The 20491-nt window shown below is 60.1% G+C and carries 18 protein-coding genes; 7 read left to right on the plus strand and 11 right to left on the minus strand.

The window, feature by feature from the left end; all coding sequences use genetic code 11:
• Nucleotides 1-51 precede the first annotated feature (51 nt).
• From iscU to HDE75_RS04435, 8 genes are all read right to left on the minus strand, one after another.
• Nucleotides 52-441, minus strand: a complete 390-nt coding sequence (gene iscU / locus HDE75_RS04400) for a Fe-S cluster assembly scaffold IscU (RefSeq protein WP_183676049.1) — start codon at nt 439-441, stop codon at nt 52-54.
• Between the two features lie 173 nt (nt 442-614).
• Nucleotides 615-1871 (minus strand): IscS subfamily cysteine desulfurase, encoded by a 1257-nt coding sequence (locus HDE75_RS04405; RefSeq protein ID WP_183676048.1) that lies wholly within the window; start codon nt 1869-1871, stop codon nt 615-617.
• Nucleotides 1872-1912: 41 nt separating this feature from the next.
• A complete protein-coding gene (gene iscR / locus HDE75_RS04410; RefSeq protein ID WP_065310626.1) occupies nt 1913-2389 on the minus strand; it encodes a Fe-S cluster assembly transcriptional regulator IscR in 477 nt (158 codons plus the stop codon).
• Nucleotides 2390-2617: 228 nt separating this feature from the next.
• Nucleotides 2618-3169 (minus strand): NADAR family protein, encoded by a 552-nt coding sequence (locus tag HDE75_RS04415; protein WP_183676047.1) that lies wholly within the window; start codon nt 3167-3169, stop codon nt 2618-2620.
• A complete protein-coding gene (locus HDE75_RS04420) occupies nt 3156-3968 on the minus strand; it encodes a uracil-DNA glycosylase family protein (RefSeq protein WP_183676046.1) in 813 nt (270 codons plus the stop codon). Before HDE75_RS04420 ends, HDE75_RS04415 begins: the two co-directional genes overlap by 14 nt.
• A gap of 62 nt (nt 3969-4030) precedes the next feature.
• Entirely contained in the window at nt 4031-4675 is a 645-nt protein-coding gene (maiA, locus tag HDE75_RS04425) for a maleylacetoacetate isomerase (protein WP_183676045.1), read from the minus strand.
• Nucleotides 4676-4687: 12 nt separating this feature from the next.
• The gene (locus HDE75_RS04430; RefSeq protein WP_183676044.1) at nt 4688-5710 is read right to left on the minus strand and encodes a fumarylacetoacetate hydrolase family protein; all 1023 of its coding nucleotides are present in this window, start codon (nt 5708-5710) and stop codon (nt 4688-4690) included.
• A gap of 26 nt (nt 5711-5736) precedes the next feature.
• Nucleotides 5737-6264 carry a VOC family protein gene (locus HDE75_RS04435; RefSeq protein WP_183676043.1) on the minus strand — a complete coding sequence of 176 codons (528 nt, stop codon included), beginning with the start codon at nt 6262-6264 and terminating at the stop codon, nt 5737-5739.
• A 99-nt stretch (nt 6265-6363) separates the two neighbouring features.
• On the opposite strand from HDE75_RS04435, the gene HDE75_RS04440 reads away from it, so the two are divergent.
• From HDE75_RS04440 to HDE75_RS04465, 6 genes are all read left to right on the plus strand, one after another.
• A complete protein-coding gene (locus tag HDE75_RS04440; protein ID WP_183676042.1) occupies nt 6364-7299 on the plus strand; it encodes a LysR family transcriptional regulator in 936 nt (311 codons plus the stop codon).
• Nucleotides 7300-7360: 61 nt separating this feature from the next.
• The gene (locus tag HDE75_RS04445; protein WP_183676645.1) at nt 7361-7936 is read left to right on the plus strand and encodes a gamma-glutamylcyclotransferase; all 576 of its coding nucleotides are present in this window, start codon (nt 7361-7363) and stop codon (nt 7934-7936) included.
• A gap of 299 nt (nt 7937-8235) precedes the next feature.
• On the plus strand, nt 8236-9222 hold the full coding sequence (locus tag HDE75_RS04450) for a LacI family DNA-binding transcriptional regulator (RefSeq protein ID WP_260173678.1): 987 nt from the start codon (nt 8236-8238) through the stop codon (nt 9220-9222).
• Nucleotides 9223-9273: 51 nt separating this feature from the next.
• The gene (locus HDE75_RS04455; RefSeq protein WP_183676041.1) at nt 9274-11640 is read left to right on the plus strand and encodes a glycoside hydrolase family 65 protein; all 2367 of its coding nucleotides are present in this window, start codon (nt 9274-9276) and stop codon (nt 11638-11640) included.
• 15 nt (nt 11641-11655) lie between these two features.
• Complete coding sequence (gene pgmB, locus HDE75_RS04460; RefSeq protein WP_183676040.1) at nt 11656-12306, plus strand: beta-phosphoglucomutase; 651 nt, start codon at nt 11656-11658, stop codon at nt 12304-12306.
• Nucleotides 12307-12384: 78 nt separating this feature from the next.
• Complete coding sequence (locus tag HDE75_RS04465; protein WP_183676039.1) at nt 12385-13638, plus strand: MFS transporter; 1254 nt, start codon at nt 12385-12387, stop codon at nt 13636-13638.
• Nucleotides 13639-13715: 77 nt separating this feature from the next.
• Here HDE75_RS04465 and HDE75_RS04470 read toward each other — a convergent pair whose 3' ends face one another.
• The 3 genes from HDE75_RS04470 to HDE75_RS04480 form a co-directional block, all read right to left on the minus strand.
• The gene (locus tag HDE75_RS04470) at nt 13716-14858 is read right to left on the minus strand and encodes a PA0069 family radical SAM protein (protein ID WP_183676643.1); all 1143 of its coding nucleotides are present in this window, start codon (nt 14856-14858) and stop codon (nt 13716-13718) included.
• 532 nt (nt 14859-15390) lie between these two features.
• Nucleotides 15391-16023: a glycoside hydrolase family 25 protein gene (locus tag HDE75_RS04475; RefSeq protein ID WP_183676038.1), complete on the minus strand. Its 633-nt coding sequence runs from the start codon at nt 16021-16023 to the stop codon at nt 15391-15393.
• A gap of 117 nt (nt 16024-16140) precedes the next feature.
• Nucleotides 16141-16998 carry a hypothetical protein gene (locus HDE75_RS04480; protein WP_183676037.1) on the minus strand — a complete coding sequence of 286 codons (858 nt, stop codon included), beginning with the start codon at nt 16996-16998 and terminating at the stop codon, nt 16141-16143.
• Between the two features lie 282 nt (nt 16999-17280).
• Here HDE75_RS04480 and HDE75_RS04485 point away from each other — a divergent pair, with 282 nt between their 5' ends.
• Nucleotides 17281-20484, plus strand: coding sequence for an nSTAND1 domain-containing NTPase (locus HDE75_RS04485; protein WP_183676036.1), 3204 nt, complete (start codon nt 17281-17283; stop codon nt 20482-20484).
• Nucleotides 20485-20491 lie beyond the last annotated feature (7 nt).

Here is a 20491-nt window from a genome sequence, read left to right on the forward strand (position 1 = left end):
ATTTCTCCGCGCCTGCCCCGGCCTTGCGGCGCGGGGCACTCTGCCAGGGTATTAAGCCGTCGCTGGGTGACGGGTCTGGTAATCCAGCACCGCTGCCTTGATGGCGTCTTCCGCCAGGATCGAGCAGTGGATTTTCACTGGCGGCAGCGCCAGCTCTTCCGCGATCTGCGTGTTCTTGATCGCCAGCGCTTGATCCAAAGTCTTGCCCTTGACCCATTCGGTCACCAGCGAGCTCGACGCGATGGCCGAACCGCAGCCATAGGTCTTGAATTTTGCATCTTCGATCAGGCCATCGGCGCCGACCTTGATCTGCAGTTTCATCACGTCGCCGCAAGCAGGCGCGCCTACCATGCCGGTGCCGATGGTTTCATCACCCTTGTCGAAAGCGCCCACGTTGCGCGGGTTTTCGTAGTGATCGAGTACTTTGTCCGAGTAAGCCATTTTGATGCTCCTTAAATATTCTTGCAGGCCCCATTAACAAGGGCAAATTAGTAAAGTGCCTGAAAAACCGTAGCGAGCGGCAGTGATTTGTGGCCGAGAAGCGCAACTGTGCTAGAGCACAGTGAGCATCGCAGGCCGCAAAGCGCGACGCGCAGCAGGTTTGGCAGGTACTTTTAGTGGGCAGCCCATTGAATCGAATTAATATCGATGCCGTCCTTGAACATATCCCACAGCGGCGACAGTTCGCGCAGTTTGTGTACTTTCGATTTCAGCAGGTTCACGGCGAAGTCGATGTCTTCTTCGGTCGAGAAACGGCCGATGGTAAAACGGATCGAGCTGTGCGCCAGTTCGTCGCTGCGGCCCAGGGCGCGCAGCACGTACGATGGTTCCAGGCTGGCCGAAGTGCAGGCCGAACCGGACGACACGGCGATATCCTTGATCGCCATGATCAGCGACTCGCCTTCAACGTAGTTAAAGCTCACGTTCAGGTTGTGCGGCACGCGGTGATCCATGTCGCCATTGATGTAGACTTCTTCGATCTCTTGCAAGCCCTTGGCCAGGCGGTCGCGCAAAGCCTTGATGCGGCCAATTTCGCTATCCATTTCTTCTTTTGCCAGGCGGAAAGCTTCACCCATGCCAACGATCTGGTGCGTAGGCAAGGTGCCCGAACGCAGGCCGCGCTCATGGCCACCGCCGTGCATTTGCGCTTCCAGTCGCACGCGTGGCTTGCGGCAGACGTACAAGGCGCCCACGCCTTTCGGGCCGTAGGTTTTGTGCGCGGTAAAGGTCATCAGGTCGACCTTGGTCTTTTGCAGGTCGATCACGATCTTGCCGGTTGCCTGGGCAGCGTCGCAATGGAAGATGATGCCTTTCGAGCGGCAGAAAGTGCCGATCTCGTCGATCGGCTGGATCACGCCGATTTCATTGTTCACCAGCATGACGGAGACCAGGATGGTGTCCGGACGCACGGCGGCGGCCAGTTGCTCGACCGTGATCAAGCCATTGTCTTGCGGTTCCAGATAAGTCGCTTCGAAGCCGATGCGTTCCAGTTCGCGCACCGTGTCCAGCACCGATTTATGTTCGGTCTTGACGGTGATAATGTGCTTGCCCTTGGTTTTGTAGAATTGTGCCGCGCCCTTGATGGCCAGGTTGTTGCTTTCCGTTGCGCCGGAGGTCCAGATGATTTCACGCGGGTCGGCATTGACCAGCGCGGCCACGTGGCCGCGTGCTTCTTCCACGGCTTTTTCCGCGGTCCAGCCGTACATGTGGCTGCGCGATGCCGGATTGCCGAACTGCTCGCGCAGGTAAGGAATCATTTTGTCGGCGACGCGTGGATCGATCGGCGTGGTGGCCGAGTAATCCATGTAGATCGGGAAATGCGGCGCCGTTTCAAAGTGCACCTGGCCTACGTTTTTTTCTGGGGCGTTCATCAATAACTCCTGCAATCAGCAACTGGTATCTTGTGTTGTTCTTATCCGAGGGCGGCGTGGTTACGGTGCATCACCATCACGCTTTGCTCGGCATTCTTTTGTCTCTGCTGGTCGACCAGGTCCTGCAAGGACACAGAATCCAGATAATCGACCATTTTTTCGTTGAGTGTGGACCACAGCTCATGCGTCATGCAGCGCGCACCGGTGGCCGCGTCGGCGCCATGGCAATGTTCCTTGCCGCCGCACTGCGTAGCGTCCAGCGGCTCGTCGACAGCGATGATGATGTCGGCCACCGTCACCTTGTCGGCGCGGCGCGCCAGGCTGTAACCGCCACCGGGACCGCGGATCGATTCGACAATCTCATGGCGGCGCAGCTTGCCGAACAGCTGTTCCAGGTAGGACAGGGAAATCGACTGGCGCTGGCTGATGCCGGACAATGTGACCGGTCCCTTGCCCTGGCGCAGGGCAAGATCGATCATCGCTGTCACGGCAAAACGGCCTTTTGTGGTCAGACGCATACATCCTCGGCTCAACTGGTTTAAAATATTGCGGTTTTTCAACTTTCAACCAGTCTTCGCTTTCGCGATCTAAAAGACCGAGTAGTTGAATGAATTAGTCAAGTATAACAAATTCGGCGGGGTTTGTCAGAGAGCCCCTCGATGACCACAAGGCTGGCAAGGGCTTAGCAGGCCGCGCAGAAGGCGGCGGCCTCAGGAAAACAACATTCGGGGAAATCGCCGGCGTTTTTAGCCACGCAGCGCAGTGCGCACCTTCATCAGTTCAAAGCCCAGCAAGTTCAAACCATCCCAGCTATCCGGGTCGGCAATGCGCGGATTATCCGACGCCAGGCCCACGCCCCAGATGCGGTCGACCGGGCTGGCCTCCACGATGATGCGCTCTCCGGTACCCAGCAAGAACTTGCGCAGGGCCGGCCTTTGCGAAAACTTGGCGAAGTTGCCATCAAAGACGATGCCGGCGCGTGCTTCCGCCCACACCCTGGCGTCGAAATTGGCCACTTCGCGCCCCAGCTTTTTCACTTCCGATGGCCGCTCGGCCGCCACGATGCGCGCCTGTACGGCCGTGTCGCCAAATAAAGCGGCTTTTTGCGCCATCATGTAATGCTCGGCGGTGGCGTAGGTCACGCCGGACAGGCTGAAGGGCGAAGGAAACCATTGGCTGAAGCAACTTTTATCGGCCACTTGCGACTGGGCCGGGGTATGGCCCCAGAAATACAGATAATCGGGCACACCGCCATCGGCCAGCCAGGCTTTCAGTTCTTCAACATTACGAATTTGCATAATCCTCGGACTTCCGTAGCAACTGCATGGGGCCAAACAGCGCCTGCATGTCGCTATTGTCAATAAAAGACAGATTATACGGATGTTCGGCTGCCACCTGCGGCAGGCGGGCCGCCACCGGCAAGCGCCTGACTTGCTCGGCAATCTTGCCCCACAATACTAACTGCGGCAGCGCCGCGCCTTCCTGGCCTGCCAGCGCTTCCAGCACCACTTGCAGGAAAGGCAGCCAGCCGCGCGCATCCTGTACGGGCGGCACGTGGGAACGAAAGACCAGGGCAGCATTGAGCAGCAAAAAACCCTGCTGTGTCAGCTTGTGCTGCAAGTCGGGCAAGGTCTGTATCATGCCGCTGCCGGGCAAAAGCGCGGCGGCGGCCACCGGCGCCATCGCCGCGCCCGAGGTTGCACCGGTTTGCAACTGGCCATCGGCCACCAGCAGCATCTTCATGAAGTTGCGCAGCGAGGTGGCGCGGTTGACCGGTTTCGACAGGCCCGTCGCCGACCACAAGCTGCCTACGGCGCCATCCATGAAACACACGCCGGTGGCGCTTTCGGCGCGCGGATACGGCCCCTCGCCCACCAGCACCTGGCGCACCTGGTCCAGCGGCAAGGCAAATGCGGCAAACAGGCGGCCCTGCGTGGGCAAATAATCATCGATTGCCAGCGCAGGCAAATAGGCGGGGTCGGCGGCCATCACGGCTTGCAAGCCGCGCAGCAAGGTGGGACGCCAGGAAACATGGGCCAGGGCCAGCGCATCGGTGATGCTGGCAGGAACAATTTGAACAGCGGAAGAAACGGTCATGGTGCTCGCGGTAAATTATGCAGGCGCAGATTGTAGCGCACCATGAGACCGTTTTTTACTCTCTATTCAGCGTCCGGCTGCTGCGACGGGTGGGCGGCGGCAAAGGCTGGCAAGCTGTTGCAATGGGCAACAATGCGCACGATGTAAGGATACGGGCTCATATCGATCTCGAAGCGCTCGGCGTTGTACACCAGCGGCGCCAGGCAGCAATCGGCGATCGTTGCTGCATCGCCATGGCAGAATACGCCATCGCCAGTCTCCCGCGCCAGCAGCGCTTCCACGCTGGCCAGCCCTTCGCGCATCCAGTGGCGATACCATTCCAGCTTGACCTCTTCAGACAAGCCCAGATCGCGTTTGATATATTTCAAGACGCGCAAATTGGTCAGCGGATGGGTGTCGCCCGCGATCAGCATGGCCAGCGCCCGCACTGTGGCGCGTCCCGGCGCATCGGGTGGCAGCAGCGGCGTAGCAGCATGTGTTTCATCGAGGTATTCCATGATCGCCAGCGATTGCGTCAGGACGACCCCGTCATCATCGAGCGAAGGCACCAGCGCCGCTGGATTGATATCACGATAGGCAGGCAACAATTGCTCGCCGCCATTGCGCAGCAGATGCACGGGGATGCTGTCGTAAGCAATCCCCTTCAGGTTCAAAGCGATGCGCAAGCGATAGGAGGCCGAACTGCGAAAGTAGGTGTACAGCTTCATGGCGGCCTCCTGTCAATTGCGGCCAGCGTACCGCACCACGGTTTGTTCGATGCAACCGAAGATGCTGGCGCCCGCGCTATCGCGCATATCGATGCGCACCGTGTCACCGAATTTCAGGAAACCCGTTTTCGGCGCGCCGTGCTCGATGGTTTCATACATGCGCACTTCGGCCAGGCAGCAATAACCGACGCCGCCATGGGCTATGCTGGAACCGAACAGCCCGCCCTGCTTGTTCGACACCGTGCCAGAGCCGATGATGGTGCCGGCGGCCAGTTCACGCGTCCTGGCGGCATGGGCAACCAGTTGCGCAAAATTGAAAGTCATGTCCTCGCCCGCATTCGGCTTGCCGAACGGTTGCTGATTCAAGTCCACCAGCAGCGGCAGGTGCAGCTTGCTATCGACCCAGTCCGTACCCAATTCGTCGGGCGTGACGGCGACCGGCGAAAACGCGCTGGCAGGCTTGGACTGGAAGAAACCGAAACCTTTCGCCAGTTCACCGGGGATCAAATTGCGCAAGGAAACGTCATTGACCAGCATCAACAAACGGATCGACCTGGCCGCCGCCTCGACACCAGCGCCCATGGCCACGTCACCCGTGATCACGGCCACTTCCGCTTCCAGGTCGATGCCCCACTCTTCCGACAAGGCAAAGATGGGGTCGCGCGGGCCGACAAAACTGTCCGAACCGCCCTGGTACATCAGCGGATCGGTGTAGAACGAGGCCGGCACTTCCGCGTTGCGCGCCTTGCGCACCAGTTCCACGTGGTTGATATAGGCCGAGCCATCGGCCCACTGGTAGGCGCGCGGCAACGGTGAATGGCACAGGCTGGCATCAAACGGCTGGGCGCCAGTCACCTGGCCCGCATTCAGCGCTGCGTAGACTTGTTCCAGCCGGGGTGCGATGGCTTCCCAGTCATCGAGAGCCGCTTGCAGGGTGGGCGCGATGGCGGCCGCACTTATATAGTGAGACAAGTCGCGGCTGACGACGATCAGGGCGCCGTCGCGGCGGCCGTTTTTCAGGGTGGCAAGTTTCATGGCATTCCTTGTTTTTCGATCAGCAGTTATTCAGGCGCATGCATCCAGGCAGCGTGCTTGGGCGCGCGGCGCGTTTGCGACCATTCTTCCAGCATCTCCCATTTGACGGCATCCAGTTTGGCCATCATTTCCGGCGTACCAACATTGGCGGCCAGTTCCAGGCGGTGGCCGTTGGGGTCGAAGAAATAAATCGACTGGAAAATGGTGTGATTGACGGGGCCCAACACGTCGATGCCGGCCGCTACCAGGCGTTCCTTGGCGGCCAGCAACTCTTCCATGCTGCCCACTTCCAGCGCCAGGTGCTGCACCCAGGCGGGGGTATTGCGGTCGCGGTCCATGGCCGGCTGGGTTGGCAATTCAAAGAAGGCCAGCACATTGCCGTGGCCGGCGTCGAGGAAAACGTGCATATAAGGATCGGGCGCCTTGGTCGACGGCACCTGGTCTTCGGCGATCGCCAGCACGAAATTCATGTTCAGGTGCTTGACGTACCACTCGACGGTTTGCTTGGCGTCGATGCAGCGGTAAGCGACGTGATGGATTTGCTTGATGTTCATATGCTGTCTCCGGTTGGTCCGTTCTGATTTTCCAGCATTAGAATTCAGTTCGAACTATCATACAAACAATATTTATCCATTCATTTATCGGATTTCCTGATGAGTCCCAGTTTACGCCAGATGCGCGCCTTCGTGGCGCTGGCCAAGACCGGCAGCTTTACGCTGGCGGCCGATTACCTGCACGTCACGCAGTCTGCCTTGAGCGGCTTGATCAAGGAACTCGAAAGCGTGCTGGGCTTGCGCGTGGTCGAGCGCAGCACGCGCAAGGTGCAACTGTCCGACCTCGGCCGCGAACTGTATCCGCTGTTTGAAAAGATGATCGAAGACCTGGATGGGGCCATGGCCGGTATCGCCCAGCGCAAGGCCTTGAAGACGGGCTTGGTGCGCATTGCCGCACCGCAAATGATGTCGTGCACCTTGCTGCCCGAAGTGATCGCCGCCTACCGCGAGGTATATCCCGAGGTACAGCTGCGGCTGGTAGATTGCCCGGTGGAAAACGTATCTGGCCGCGTCTTCAGCGGCGAAGTCGATCTCGGCATCGGCCCCGAGCGCGATGCGACGGCGGAAATTGCCGCCCAAGTGCTGTTTGAAATGCCTTTCGTGCTGGTGTTTCCCGAACAGCACCCGCTGCAGCACAAGGAGCGGGTAACCTGGGCCGACCTGAAAGACCATCCCTTCATTTCGCTGCAAGGCCAGTTCACGGAACGCTTGCTGCGCGATGTCTCCCTCAAACCGCATAACGAAGTCACCTTCATGACTACGGCGCTGGCCATGGTCAGCGCCGGACTGGGCGTGACCGTCTGCCTGCCGTATGCCGAAGCCATGGTCAAGCTGTACCGGCTGCAGATGCGCGCCTTGCACGAACCGGAATTGACGCGGCGCTTTTTCGTCTATACCAAGACAGGCAGGTCGCTATCGCCTGCCGCCGACAGCTTTATCGCCTTCCTGTTCCAGTTCGTCGAGACGCACGAATGGAATCTCAGCAGCGTACGGTTAGGGGCCGGGACCGAACAGAAACTTGTGAGCCTTCTATAATGGCGTGTCCCCGATCAATATAGCCGCCATGACCCAGCCAGACCCAGCCTCTTTATCCGACATCGACGCCGCCACCATCGCCATCAACCAGCGCATGAACAAGTTCGACGGCCATGCACAAGTGTGGCTGTTCGGCTATGGCTCGCTGATCTACAAGGCCGATTTTCCCTACATCGAGCGCCGCCCCGCCAGCATCAGCGGCTGGACCCGGCGCTTCTGGCAAGGTTCGCACGACCACCGCGGCACGCCGATGGCGCCGGGCCGGGTCGCCACCATCGTGCCGCAGGCAGGCGCCGTCTGCGACGGCATGGCTTACCTGATTACGCCCGAAGTCTTCGCCCACCTCGACCATCGCGAAAAAAACGGCTATCTGCGCCTGTCGACAGCCATCACGTTTGACGATGGCAGCAGCACCGAAGGCCTGGTGTATATCGCCAATGAAGAAAACGCGGCTTTTCTGGGGGCCGCCTCCGAACTGGACATCGCCCGCCAGATCGCCCGCTCGGCCGGCCCCAGCGGCCCGAACAGCGAATACCTGCTGCACCTGGCCCGTGCCCTGCGCGAACTGGGCAAGACTGACCCGCATGTGTTTGCCATCGAGCAGCATCTGGCGCAGCTGGCAGCAGAACACTCCTGAACTTCCGGCAGCCGTCGCCTTAACGCGAAAAAATTTTCAACTGCAAATTGACATCGATATCAATTTGGATGATGATATCGATGTCATTGCGTGATGATGGATCTGAAAATAGCTCATCATGCAGGCATCAGTGATGCAGAATCTTGCTAAGATCATCAATTCTGCAGACCTTAAAACAAAAAATGATATCGATATCATTGTCGAGACAAACTAACAAAAAGCTATCGCCATGCGCTTATCTGCCACCCTAGTTGCACCTGCTCATCCCTTTCCCATGCCTACTCGCCAGGAATATCGCCATGCGTAAAAGCGATTCCGGCCTGACCATGGAAGACCTGGCCCGTCTGGCCGGTGTTTCCAAGATTACCGTCTCGCGCGCACTGCGCGACAGCCCTCTGGTGACGCCAGAGAAACGGACCAAGATCCGCCAGATTGCCCAGGAACAGGGTTACCTGTTGAACGTGAGCGCGCGCAATCTGCGCATGCGCCGCAGTTATTCGGTGGCCGTGGTCGTCGAGATGGCGCCGGACAAGAACCGGCCCATGTCCGGCCCCTACCCGCTGGAATTACTGGGCGGTATCACACAGGAACTGACCGCAGCTGGCTATAGCGTGGTGCTGACATCGAAGCAATTAATGAACACGGCGCCAGTACAGGGCGCGGACGGCTTGATCCTGTTGGGCCAGGGTTCGCACAACGAAGCCGTGCATTTCCTGCAAAAAGCCGGCTTGCCGCTGGTGGTCTGGGGCGCACAAGAGGCTGGCTCCGACTACATCGTGGTCGGCAGCGATAACCGCAATGGCGGCGCCAGCGCTGCCGGGCGTTTGTTGGAACAGGGCCGAAAACAAGTCATTTTCCTGGGCGACGTCGACCACGCCGAGATGCGCGAGCGTTGCGCCGGCTTTATCGATGCGGCCCATGGCCAGGCCAAGGTACATATCGTGCGCCCGAAAGCGTTCACCTTCGAAGCGGGCTTCGACAGCGTGATGGCGCTGCTCAATAAAAACGGCGCCATCTACGACGGCCTGTTTGCCGTCAGCGACCTGCTGGCCATGGGCGCGATCCGCGCGCTCACTGAAAAAGGCTTGCGCGTGCCGGAAGATATTTCCGTGATCGGCTACGACAACACGCCTAGCGCCGCCAGCTTCATGCCGCCACTGAGCAGCGTGCACCAGTATCTGCATGACGGTGGCGTGCTGCTAGCCCGCAAGATGCTGGGCCTGATCGACGGCGAAAAAGTCACATCAGAAATGTTGCCAACGACCTTGATGGTGCGCCAGACCTGAGCCCTATCGTCCCAGCTGTCCCTCTTTTAATTACAAACACTAGCTGTTTTCATGTTCAACCGAACGCAAAAGGAATACACCGTGGTCTCGTCTGCCAAACCTCAACACACCTACCCGCTCGATGCCTGGAGCATCCGTGAAACATCGTTTGATACGCAATCGCATTTTCTCGACGAAACCCTGTTTGCGCTGGGCAATGGCTATATCGGCTTGCGCGGCAGCTATGAAGATGGCTACAGCGGACCGGCAAACACCACGCTCGACGGCAGCTACCTGAACGGTTTCTACGAATCCGAAACCATCCACTATCCGGAAACGGCCTACGGCCTGGCCAAGACCAATCAGTTCATGCTCAACGTGCCCAACGGCAAAGGCATCAGCCTGTGGATAGACGACGAGCGTTTCGACTTGCTGCACGGCACGGTAGAACAATACGAGCGCAGCCTGGACTTCCGCACCGGCGTGCTGCTGCGCAAGGTGTTATGGACCTCCAGCAAGGGCCAGCGCATCTCCATCGTCAGCCGCCGCGTGGTGTGCTTCGAGCACAAGCATTTGTACGCCATCGAATACACGGTTACGCCGCTCAATTTCTCCGGCAAGCTGCGGCTGGTCGCCAGCCTCGACGGCGCCGTCAAGAATATCGAAGCAGGCGACGATCCCCGCATCGGCTCGGCCGTTTCCGGCCCGGCATTGCAACTGGTCGACAGCCAGCAGGAAGACGATTTCTCGGCCCTGCTGCACCACACCAGCAACAGCGGCTTCGCGCTGGTCAGCGCCACCGCAAGCAAACTGGACTATTCGGGTACGCATACGCTGCGCTTGCTGAAAAACGGCCAGCGCCTGGAGCAATCCTACGAAGTGCAAGCGACCGAGGGACTAGCCATCCGCCTGACCAAGTTCGGCAGCTATTTCTCGTCGCGCGACTATCCTGCCAAGGAGTTGATGTACCGCAGCCGCGATACGCTGGCCCAGGCGCAAGCGACCGGTTTTGCCGAGCTGCTGCTGGAGCAGGAACAATACCTGGCCAATTTCTGGCAGCAAGCCGACGTGGAAATCGCCGGTGACGACGCCCTGCAACAAGGCATCCATTTCAACCAGTTCCATTTGCTGCAATCGGTCGGGCGCGACGGCAAGACCAATATCTCGGCCAAGGGCGTCACCGGTGAAGGGTATGAAGGCCACTATTTCTGGGATACGGAAATCTATATCTTCCCGTTCTTCCTGTACAGCAAGCCCGAAATCGCCAAAAAACTGCTGGAATACCGCTACGCCGGCCTGGAGCAGGCACGTCAACGTGCCCGCCAGATGTCGCACGAGCGCGGCGCCCTGTATCCATGGCGCACGATTGCGGGCGAGGAATGCTCGGCCTACTTCCCGGCCGGCACCGCGCAATACCATATCAATGCCGACATCGCCTATTCGATCAAGCTGTACTTTGAAGCCACCGGCGACCAGGATTACCTGGTCAACTTCGGCGCTGAAATCCTGATGGAAACGGCCCGCATCTGGCTGGGCATCGGCAGCTACGACCGCGAAGGACGCTTCTGCATCAACCAGGTGACGGGACCGGACGAATACACGGCACTGGTCAATAATAACTATTACACCAACGCCATGGCGCGTTTGCACCTGAACTTCGCCGCCGACGTGGCCGAGCGCATTGCAGCAAAGCAACCGGAGCAATTCTCCCGCATCGCCGCCCTGATGGCATTGGACAATGCCGAACCGGCCGCATGGCGCCGCGCCGCGCAGCTGATGAACCTGCCATATGATGCCGCGCTGCAAATCCACGCCCAGGACGACAGTTTCCTGTCCAAGAAAGTATGGGATTTCGCCAACACGCCGAAAGAAAAATACCCGCTGCTGCTGAACTATCACCCGATGGTGATCTACCGTCATCAAGTGTGCAAACAGGCCGATGTGGTGCTGGCCTTGTTGCTGCTGAGCGATGAGTTCTCAAAGGAAGACAAGAAACGCGATTTCGATTACTACGAACCGCTGACGACACACGATTCCTCGCTGTCATCTTGCATCTACAGCATCATCGCGTCCGAAATCGGCTACCACGAGCAAGCTTACGATTTCTTCATGGAAACCGCGCGCCTGGACCTGGACAATACCCATGGCAACACCCACTACGGCGTGCACACGGCCGCCATGGCCGGCACCTGGATGGGCGTGGCCTACGGTTTTGCTGGCATGCGCGTCGTCAAAGGCGCACTGCGCTTCGCCCCTACCCTGCCGACCCAGTGGCAGCACTACACCTTCAAGATCCATTTCCAGGGTGCGCTGCTGGAAGTGCGGGTCGAACCGGGCCGCACCGAATACCGTTTGCTGCAAGGCGAAACGCTGCGCCTGTCGCACCGTGGCGAAGAAATCACATTGACATTGTCTGCGCCAGTGAAGTCACTCGCTTAAACCAAGGAAAACAACATGTCTCATACCCGTTTCAAAGCCGTCATCTTCGATCTCGACGGCGTCATCACCGACACCGCCCACTACCATTTCCTGGCCTGGAAACGGCTGGCCGATAGCCAGGGCGTGCCATTCGACGCCGCCTTCAATGAACACCTGAAGGGCATAGACCGCATGGGATCGCTGGACCTGATCCTGGCGTCGTCAGCCAGGCAGTACACGGCGGCCGAAAAACTGGCGCTGGCCGATGAAAAGAATTTGCATTACCAGCAACTGATCGAAACGATGTCGGCCGACAACCTGCTGCCCGGTGCGGCGCAGGCGCTGGCGACGGTGCGCGCGGCCGGCTTGAAAATCGGCCTGGCCTCGGTCAGCAAGAATGCCTTCACGGTGCTCGAGCGGCTCGGCATCACGGGCGCCTTCGATTACGTGGTCGATGCGGCGCGCATCGCCAGGGGCAAGCCGGACCCGGAGATTTTCTTGAAAGCTGCATCCGAACTGGGCGTGGCGCCCGCCGATTGCCTCGGCGTGGAAGACGCGGTAGCCGGTGTGGCGGCGATCAAGGCGGCCGGCATGTATGCACTGGGCATCGGCTTGCCGGAAGTGCTGACCCAGGCCGACCTGGTGATCCCGGGGCTGGACCAGTTCGACCTGCAGCGCTACCAGTAGCACGCAGGCGTACCGCGCCAAATAAAACCAACAATAAAACAATAACAAAAACCCAAATGACCAAGCTACGGAGACACCGTGAAAAACAAACGCATATTCTGCATCCTGCTGCTGATCTATTTCGTCTTCGCCATCCTGCTCAACAGTGTCGGGACGGTAATTTTGCAAGTCATCGGCAACTATGGTGTCAGCAAGGCCAGCGCCAGCGTGCTGGAAGGATTCAAGGATTTGCCGATCGCCATCGTGTCTTTCGTGCTGGCCTCCTTCCTGCCGCGTATCGGCTATAAAAAAGCCATACTGGCCGGCTTGGCCATCGTCACCGCTGCCTGCGTCGCGATGCCATTGCTGCCCTCCTTTTTGACCACCAAGATGCTGTTTTTATGCACCGGCGTAGCGTTCGCGCTGGTCAAGGTATCGGTGTATTCGACCGTGGGCCTGATCAGCAAGGACCGCCGTCAGCACGCCAGCACCATGAATACGCTGGAAGGGTTTTTTATGGTCGGCGTGCTCAGCGCCTACTGGCTGTTCGGCCACTTCATCGATTCGGGCGACCCGAAATCGCATAGCTGGCTGCAAGTGTACTGGGTGCTGGCAGCCTTGTGCGCGCTGACCTTTTTGCTGGTGCTGGCCACGCCGTTTGACGAACGGGGTGCGCAATTGCCGGCCGGACGCAGCATCGCCCAGGACTTCGCCGCCATGCTCAAGCTGTTCTTCAAGCCGCTGGTATGCGTGTTCGTGCTGACCGCCTTCCTGTACGTGCTGATCGAGCAAAGCGTGGGCACATGGTTGCCGACCTTCAACAATGAAATCCTCAAGCTGCCCACCGCGATGAGCGTGGAAGTGACCAGTATTTTTGCCGCCTGCCTGGCGCTGGGACGTCTGTCGGCCGGCGTGCTGATGCGCAAGATCAACTGGTACCCGGTCATGAACGGCTGCGTCATCGGCATGGCGGCGATGGTGCTGCTGGCGCTGCCACTGACCCACGACGTGGTGCTCGACCCGCACGTAACATGGGCCACTGCGCCGCTGGCAACTTTCCTGTTCCCCCTGATCGGCCTGTTCATGGCGCCTATCTACCCGGGCATCAACTCAGTCATGCTCAGCTCCCTGCCCAAGAACCAGCACTCGTCCATGACCGGCTTGCTGGTGATATTCTCGGCCCTGGGCGGCACCACCGGTTCGCTGATCACCGGCTATGTGTTCGGCAACTTTAGCGGCCATTTCGCGTTTTACCTGACCCTGGTACCGATCACCATCGTGCTGGTCACCTTGTTCTTCTTTAAAAGAGCAGTCGAAGATAGTCCGGAAGTGTTGCCGGAACTGGCGCATTAAACAAATCACCACGCTGTCATATGCCAGACCTGTCAGGCATATGACAGCAGCGCTGGCTACGCTGCCTGCGTCTGCAGTCAAAACAAACTCAGCTGCCCTTCGCTGGCGCTCCTCGCCTTCGCCCCCAGCGGCGGCACCACCAGCGGGCGCCGGAACTGGGTACTGTCGAGCTGCTTGAAGCGGCCGCCCTTGCCGTGCAGCCCCAGCCGGTGCACCGCCTTTTCAAAGCGCTGGCGTATCAAGTCAGCCCAAATGCCTTCCCCCTGCATGCGCGCGCCAAAAGTACTGTCATAATCCTTGCCGCCACGCATCTCCCTCACCCGGTTCATGACGCGCTGTGCCCGCTCGGGGAAATGCGTTTGCAGCCATTGCTGGAATAGCGGGTTCACTTCCCAGGGCAAGCGCAGCACCACGTAATGGGCGTGGATGGCGCCTGCGTCGCGCACGGCCTCCAGCAACTTTTCAATTTCCGGTTCCGTGACGAAAGGGATGATGGGCGCGATGCTGACACCGACCGGAATGCCCGCGTCCGTCAAGGTGCGGATGGTGCGCAGCCGCCGCGCCGGGGCGGCCGCACGCGGCTCCAGAGTACGGGAAATCGCCGGGTCCAGCGTGGTCATGGTGATGGCGACAGCCGCCAGGCGCTTGGCCGCCATCGGCGCCAGCAAATCGATATCGCGTTCGATCAAAGACGACTTGGTGATCAGCGCCACCGGATGCGCGCATTCGTCCAGCACTTCCAGCACCCTGCGCGTCAGCCGCCATTCACGCTCGCACGGCTGGTAGGCATCCGTATTGACGCCCAGCGCAATCGGTTCGGGGACATAGCCTGGCTTGGCCAGCTCGCGCCGCAACAGCTCGGGCGCGTTCTCCTTGGCGAAAATCTTGCTTTCAAAATCGAGCCCGGGCGACAGGCCCAGATAGCTATGGGTCGGCCTGGCGAAGCAATAAATACAGCCATGCTCACATCCACGGTATGGATTCAAGGAAACATTGAACGGCAAATCAGGAGATTGATTGCGCGTCAGGATGGTACGTGCCTGCTCGGCCGTGACTTGCGTCTTCCAGGCCGCCGCTCCTGGCTCCGGCTCTTGTCCATCGTCGTCCGGCACACCCCAGCCATCGTCGAACCCGTCACGTGCATGCACTTCGTAGCGCCCTTGCAGGTTGGATACGGCACCACGCCCCTTGCGCGCCTTCAGCGATGGTGGCGGCAACATGACTTGCCCGGCATCGTAGTCATCGTGCTCTGGAAGGGATGCGTTCATGAAAGGCCTCATATACTGTATATACATACAGTATACTATGCCGTTGCAAAGGCAAGATCAAGGGCTGTCCTTCAACTTCTTTCGGCTTGCGCCATGACATAACTCAACTGCTGCGCCACTATCGAATGGCATCCAGGCCCAACACGCCGCGCCAAGGTCGCTAGCTGATCCGGCTTTCCTGTGCTTGCCGACATGAGCATCGCCGTGCTCCTTATTTTTGCGCATCGAATTGCCAATAGAGTGTTTGTTGCTGCCTGATGAACCGGCGCAGGCCGGCACGCCCGGCTGGCGGCATGTTCATTTGCATCCGATAGAACATGTCCGGGATTAATGCCGGTTTCTGCGCGAAATAGGCGTCGATGCCGGGAGCGGCGCACTGGTCAGCAAAGGGCTGCCGCGATCAAGGTGATGGCAAGCTGCGATCCGCCCCATGGCGACGAGCAGCAGTACAAGAGCTGGAAATGCGATGCGCATACAAGTGTCCTTATTTCAGCGCCAGCGAACGCAGCGCTTCGGGATCAGCACTATGAAAATAACTGAGGTCGTACTGTCCTTTCAGGCCCTCGACGACGCCGCTCTCGCTGTACTGCCAGAACGTATGCTGCTGCCATCCATCTGGCAGGCGCGGCTGATCCGCACGGTAGCTGGCGACCCATAGCGGGTTGTCAGCGAACGCCTTGGGGTTGCCCAGCTGCTGCCAGAAGCTCGCCCGGGTATAGATGATGGGTGGTGCGCCCAGGCGCGCCTGCATCGCCTGCGTCCAGTTTTTCACCATCTCCAGATACGACGCGTTGCAGGCCCGGTCCCAGGCACCGTCATAAAAGGGGTTATCTTCGACGTCGATCACCGGAGGCAAATCGCCTTTGCCAATCCCCAGCGATTCGACCAGGCTCTTCATCAGTGCGATCTGCGCCGCCTCCGTCTTGCTGGCGCGAATGAAATGGTAGACGCCGCAGACAAGTCCGGCCGCTCTCGCGGCGCGCAGGTTGTCCAGCGCGGCGCTATCTGCACGGTCGCCGTAGGCGGCGCGGATGAAGCAAAACGAGATGCCCGCCTGCTTGACCTTGGCCCAGTCGATTTTTCCGCTGCCCTGGTAGATATCGATACCCTGTAACATGGTGTACTCCTGATTGGTGAAAAGTGGCGCCGCCTGGCGATCCGGGGGCCGTGAACCACGGCATGCAAGACGGTCGAAGTGTAGCGGCCTTGTTTCATCGGCATCAGTAACACACCGTTACAGCGATGGCGTATCACAAACAGGTGGGCTGGCGCGGGAAAAATATATCTGCAATTGCACACATACATCAGCGGCAAGCTGCTCCTGCAGCAAGATGGTGACTGGCCCCTGGAGATCGAACTGCCACGACCAGGCAATGCAGGCCGCCCAGGCATCGACCAGCCGGAAACTGGCACGCACCCGGGCATGCTCGATGCGCACGCTACCTTCCAGCCAGTACCTGATGTTGTTGGGCGGCCGCGACGTCCCATCTGCTGACTCCGCCCCCGAAAAAGTGTGGGGCACGATACGGCTGCCGAATGCGCGGAACAGGAGGTCGCTCAATTCCTCGCTCACCCCCTGCGAAAACCAGTGCGACGCCGGATCAGCCGCGATGGCGCGGACCGATTTCAACGCAAGCATGTAGCTCTGTCCGGCCAGGGTAGCGCAGCCATCCGGCCGGTGAATGTGCGGCACGTAGCCGCCGACGGGAATCGAGAAGATGACGCCGGCGTGCCTGCCGTCCCCCGCATAATAGAGACGCAGCCGCTCGCGCAGGCGCCCCACCTGCACCCGGACGATGGGGTCGTCGGCAGGGTCGTAGAGCGCCGGATTGCGGTTGAATACCTCCACCCCAATCACATATTCCTTGAAGTTTTGCGCCGCGCACGCCAACCGGCGCTCGACCAGGAATTGCAGCAGGCGGCACATGCGGTGCGCCCTGGTGAACACGGCGCTGCCCAGCAGCCGCTCCAGCGCGGCCATGATTTCCGATCTCGGAATAGTCGCCTGCGGTGCAGTAACCGTGGCCGTGACCGCGTCAAAACAGGCTTGATCGGTCCCCGTGAGCAATGTGGAAAATGTATTAATGATCATACTCCCTGTCGTTACTTATATTAAATAAATATGGCTGAATACATAATTCTTGTAAAAATTACCTGACTCGGGATAGACTCTATATCCAATGCATTTTGGAAACCTTACGGATACCTTCCCATTCTTAAGTTCATGTTTTAAAAGAGATTTTCTTGCCGATATGGGTATGAGACTCGCTTTTCACCCTTCTACGGAAATAGCGGCGCCATGGGTAATACAGCATTTCGCTTTGCGGATTGGTACGTCGACCCACTGACAAATCAGATCTCGCGCGATACCGAAATGCGGCGTCTCGAGCCGCGCGTCATGGATGTGTTGGTCACGCTGTGCGGACGGGCCAATATGGTAGTGAGCGCCGAGGAACTGCTGCGGGAGGTGTGGGGCAGTACCGTCTATAGCGACAATCCGGTGCACAAGACCATTACCCAGTTGCGTGCGCAGTTGGGCGACAACAGCAAGGTTCCGGTATATATCGAAACGATCCGCAAGCGCGGCTACCGCACTATCGGCGAGGTGGTGCGGCAAGCAGCCGATGCCGGCGTGGCGGCCAATCCGGCGCTGGCGGGACGCTCACCGTTTCGCGGACTGCAGGCTTTCGATGAAAACGATGCGGCGATCTTCTTTGGGCGTCGAGATGCCACAGAGCAACTGCGACAGACAGTCATCTCCCAGTCGCGCGCCGGGCGGGCGCTGGTCGTGGTGCTGGGCCCCAGCGGCGCCGGCAAGACCTCCCTGGTGCGGGCCGGACTCCTGCCATCGCTGGCGCGTCCCGTAGCCGCCGGTGGCATCGCGATGGTGTCATCGGTGACACTGGACATGGCCGATGTGGGCGGGCAGGAACTGCTGCTTGCCCTCGCCAGCAGCCTGCTCGACTGGCAGTTGGGCGAGAACCCCTGCTTTCCCGGCGCCAGCGGTGATTCGCTGGCGGGCCGCCTGCGCGACGGCCTGGAAACCCTGCTCGACGAGCTGCAGGTAACACTGGGCGCCGGATCGGCGCCTGGCTCCCACCTGCTGCTTTTCGTCGACCGGCTGGAGGCGATTTTTTCCCTTGCCCGTGTGAGCGACGCCCAGCGTGAGCAATTCTTCCTGACGCTGGACAGGCTGGCGCGCAGCAGTCACATCATCGTTATCATTGCCTGCCGCAACGATTTTTATCCCAGCATCGCGCGCTTTCCGCTGCTCATCGCAGACAAGTCGCGCGGCGGCCATTTCGACGTCACGCCACCGGCCGCGGCCGACATTGCGCAAATGATCCGGCTGCCGGCACAGGCTGCGGGACTTTCTTTCGGTATCGATCCCCACAGCCACGCGCGCCTGGACGACTTGCTATGCCAGAGCGCGTCCGGTAGCCCGGATGCGCTGCCCCTGCTGCAATACACGCTGCAGGAGCTGTACCGTTTGCGCACCGGCGACGGCGAACTGCGCTGCGACGCCTTCCATCACCTGGGCGGCATCGAAGGGGCGATCGGCCAACGCGCCGAGGAAGTAATAAGCGCATTGACCGAAGCCCAGCGGGCGGCGCTGCCGCGCGTGCTATCAATGCTGGTTACCTTGTCGGCCGGCGACGATACATTGGCCAGCTGGCGCGCGCCGCGCTCGGCGCTGCGTTCGGCCGGCGAGCGCGAACTGGTCGATGCGCTGGTGGAACACCGCCTGTTCGTTAGCGAACTGGTCGGCGACGAATCGGGTTTCGGTCTCGCCCACGAAGCCCTGCTGCGGCGCTGGCCCCGCGTCACGTCCTGGATCAGCGAGCACCGCGAGCTGCTCCGGACACGCGGCCGTATCGCCTTGTTGACGCGCCGCTGGCTGGCCGAAAAGAGGTCAGCAGATTTACTGCTGCCACGCGGCAAACAGCTCGACGAGGCGCTCGGCCTGCTCCAGTCGGGCGTGGTGACACTGTCCGCCGACGAAACCGACTTGATCCAGGTCTCTGCCCATAAGGCCCGCTGGCGCGATCGCATCCGCGCCGGCGTCATCGTGGTCATCGTCGGGCTGGCCGTGCTCGCTGGCGGCCTGGGTGTCAGCGCCGTGGCCGCAAAAAAAATCGCCGAGCGCCGCGGCACCCAGGCAGAAGGATTGATGGGTTTCATGCTGGGAGACTTTGCCGACAAGCTGCGGCCCATAGGACGCCTGGACCTGCTCGACAGCGTTAGCGCCAAGGCGCTCGAGTATCTCGCCAGTTCGGATAGTGCCCAGCTCAACAATACATCGCTGACCCACCGTGCCAAGGCGCTGGAAGTGATCGGCGAAGTACGCATCGCCCGTGGCGACCCGCGCGCGGCAATGGAGGCGCTGGAAGCGGCGCAGGCTATCCTGCTGCAGCAGTTGGTGGCCTTGCCACGCGATGGTGAGATATTGAAGCAGCTCGGCAACAATGCCTTTTGGCAGGGACAGATCCGCCTCAACCAGAACGATTACGCGCAGGCCGAGCACCTGTTCGGCCAATACCTGTACTACAGCGACCGGCGCTATGCACTCGCCCCCGACGATGTCGATGCCTGGATCGAACAATCCTACGCCCACAACAATCTGGGCACCGTGGCCTTGAAACGCAAACTGCCGCGCTTGGCGGCGGCCGAGTTCCTGCTGTCGGTGGACTTGAAGATGCGGGCGCTGGAAAAGCGGCCGGCAGACAAGACACTGGCCGTGGAACTGGCCGACAGTCTGTCCTGGGTGGGCGCAACCAAGGAAACGGCGGGCGAACTGGCGGCGGCGCTGGCACTGTATCAAAGGGAGTTATCGATCGCCCAGGCGCTGCATGCGGGGTCGCCCCAGGATGCGCTGTGGGCCAACCGGCAGGCGCGGGCGCTGCAGCATCTGGCCGGATTGAAACTGGCCCTCGGCAAAGCCAGCGAGGCGGCCAATGACCTGGCCCGCGCGCAAGAAATCCTGAACCAGCTGATCGCCAAAGAACCCAGCAACCGTACCTGGCAATGGAATCTGGCACTGAGCGAACTGCAACTGCTGCGCATCGCGTCATACCACGATGCCGGTGCGACCTTGCCGGCGTTACGGGAGGTCAGCGGGAAACTGGCGGAACTGACCGCGCTCGACCCGAAGCGGGCCGACTGGGCGCGCCTGGACGCCATCGGCCGGCAACTCACGGCCGTCGCCCTGCTGGCCAGGCACCAGGCCGGGGCGGCGAAGGCGGCGGTCGAGGAGGCCGTAGTCCGGCTCGACAGACTACTCGACAAGAACCTGGCCGACAGCCACACCCGCGAGACGCTGGCCGCCACGCTGCTGACGCTGGCGGAAATTGAAGCGGCGTCCGGCGCCACTGGCGCCGCGCATGCGGCCTGTGCCCGTGCGGCCGGCTTGCTTGAAACAGAGGCTTCCGGAAGCGCCGACTTCCGGATACTGGACCCCTGGCTGAAGTCCCAACACTGCCTGGGCAAGGATGACCAGGCGGCTGCAGCCAGGGCGACGTTGTCACACATCGGCTACAACGAGCACACATTTAAGCTTTATCTGTCCAACACCAAATAAGGAAACA

The sequence above is a fragment of the Janthinobacterium silvisoli genome, from assembly GCF_014200725.1.
In the GTDB taxonomy this organism is placed as follows: domain Bacteria; phylum Pseudomonadota; class Gammaproteobacteria; order Burkholderiales; family Burkholderiaceae_D; genus Janthinobacterium.

Bases quoted from the DNA above. Each gene is read 5' to 3' on its own strand.
- iscU (WP_183676049.1), bottom strand. From the start codon at position 441: ATGGCTTACTCGGACAAAGTACTCGATCACTACGAAAACCCGCGCAAC.
- HDE75_RS04405 (WP_183676048.1), bottom strand. From the start codon at position 1,871: ATGAACGCCCCAGAAAAAAACGTAGGCCAGGTGCACTTTGAAACGGCG.
- iscR (WP_065310626.1), bottom strand. From the start codon at position 2,389: ATGCGTCTGACCACAAAAGGCCGTTTTGCCGTGACAGCGATGATCGAT.
- HDE75_RS04415 (WP_183676047.1), bottom strand. From the start codon at position 3,169: ATGCAAATTCGTAATGTTGAAGAACTGAAAGCCTGGCTGGCCGATGGC.
- HDE75_RS04420 (WP_183676046.1), bottom strand. From the start codon at position 3,968: ATGACCGTTTCTTCCGCTGTTCAAATTGTTCCTGCCAGCATCACCGAT.
- maiA (WP_183676045.1), bottom strand. From the start codon at position 4,675: ATGAAGCTGTACACCTACTTTCGCAGTTCGGCCTCCTATCGCTTGCGC.
- HDE75_RS04430 (WP_183676044.1), bottom strand. From the start codon at position 5,710: ATGAAACTTGCCACCCTGAAAAACGGCCGCCGCGACGGCGCCCTGATC.
- HDE75_RS04435 (WP_183676043.1), bottom strand. From the start codon at position 6,264: ATGAACATCAAGCAAATCCATCACGTCGCTTACCGCTGCATCGACGCC.
- HDE75_RS04440 (WP_183676042.1), top strand. From the start codon at position 6,364: ATGAGTCCCAGTTTACGCCAGATGCGCGCCTTCGTGGCGCTGGCCAAG.
- HDE75_RS04450 (WP_260173678.1), top strand. From the start codon at position 8,236: ATGCGTAAAAGCGATTCCGGCCTGACCATGGAAGACCTGGCCCGTCTG.
- HDE75_RS04455 (WP_183676041.1), top strand. From the start codon at position 9,274: ATGTTCAACCGAACGCAAAAGGAATACACCGTGGTCTCGTCTGCCAAA.
- pgmB (WP_183676040.1), top strand. From the start codon at position 11,656: ATGTCTCATACCCGTTTCAAAGCCGTCATCTTCGATCTCGACGGCGTC.
- HDE75_RS04470 (WP_183676643.1), bottom strand. From the start codon at position 14,858: ATGTTGCCGCCACCATCGCTGAAGGCGCGCAAGGGGCGTGGTGCCGTA.
- HDE75_RS04475 (WP_183676038.1), bottom strand. From the start codon at position 16,023: ATGTTACAGGGTATCGATATCTACCAGGGCAGCGGAAAAATCGACTGG.
- HDE75_RS04480 (WP_183676037.1), bottom strand. From the start codon at position 16,998: ATGATCATTAATACATTTTCCACATTGCTCACGGGGACCGATCAAGCC.
- HDE75_RS04485 (WP_183676036.1), top strand. From the start codon at position 17,281: ATGCGGCGTCTCGAGCCGCGCGTCATGGATGTGTTGGTCACGCTGTGC.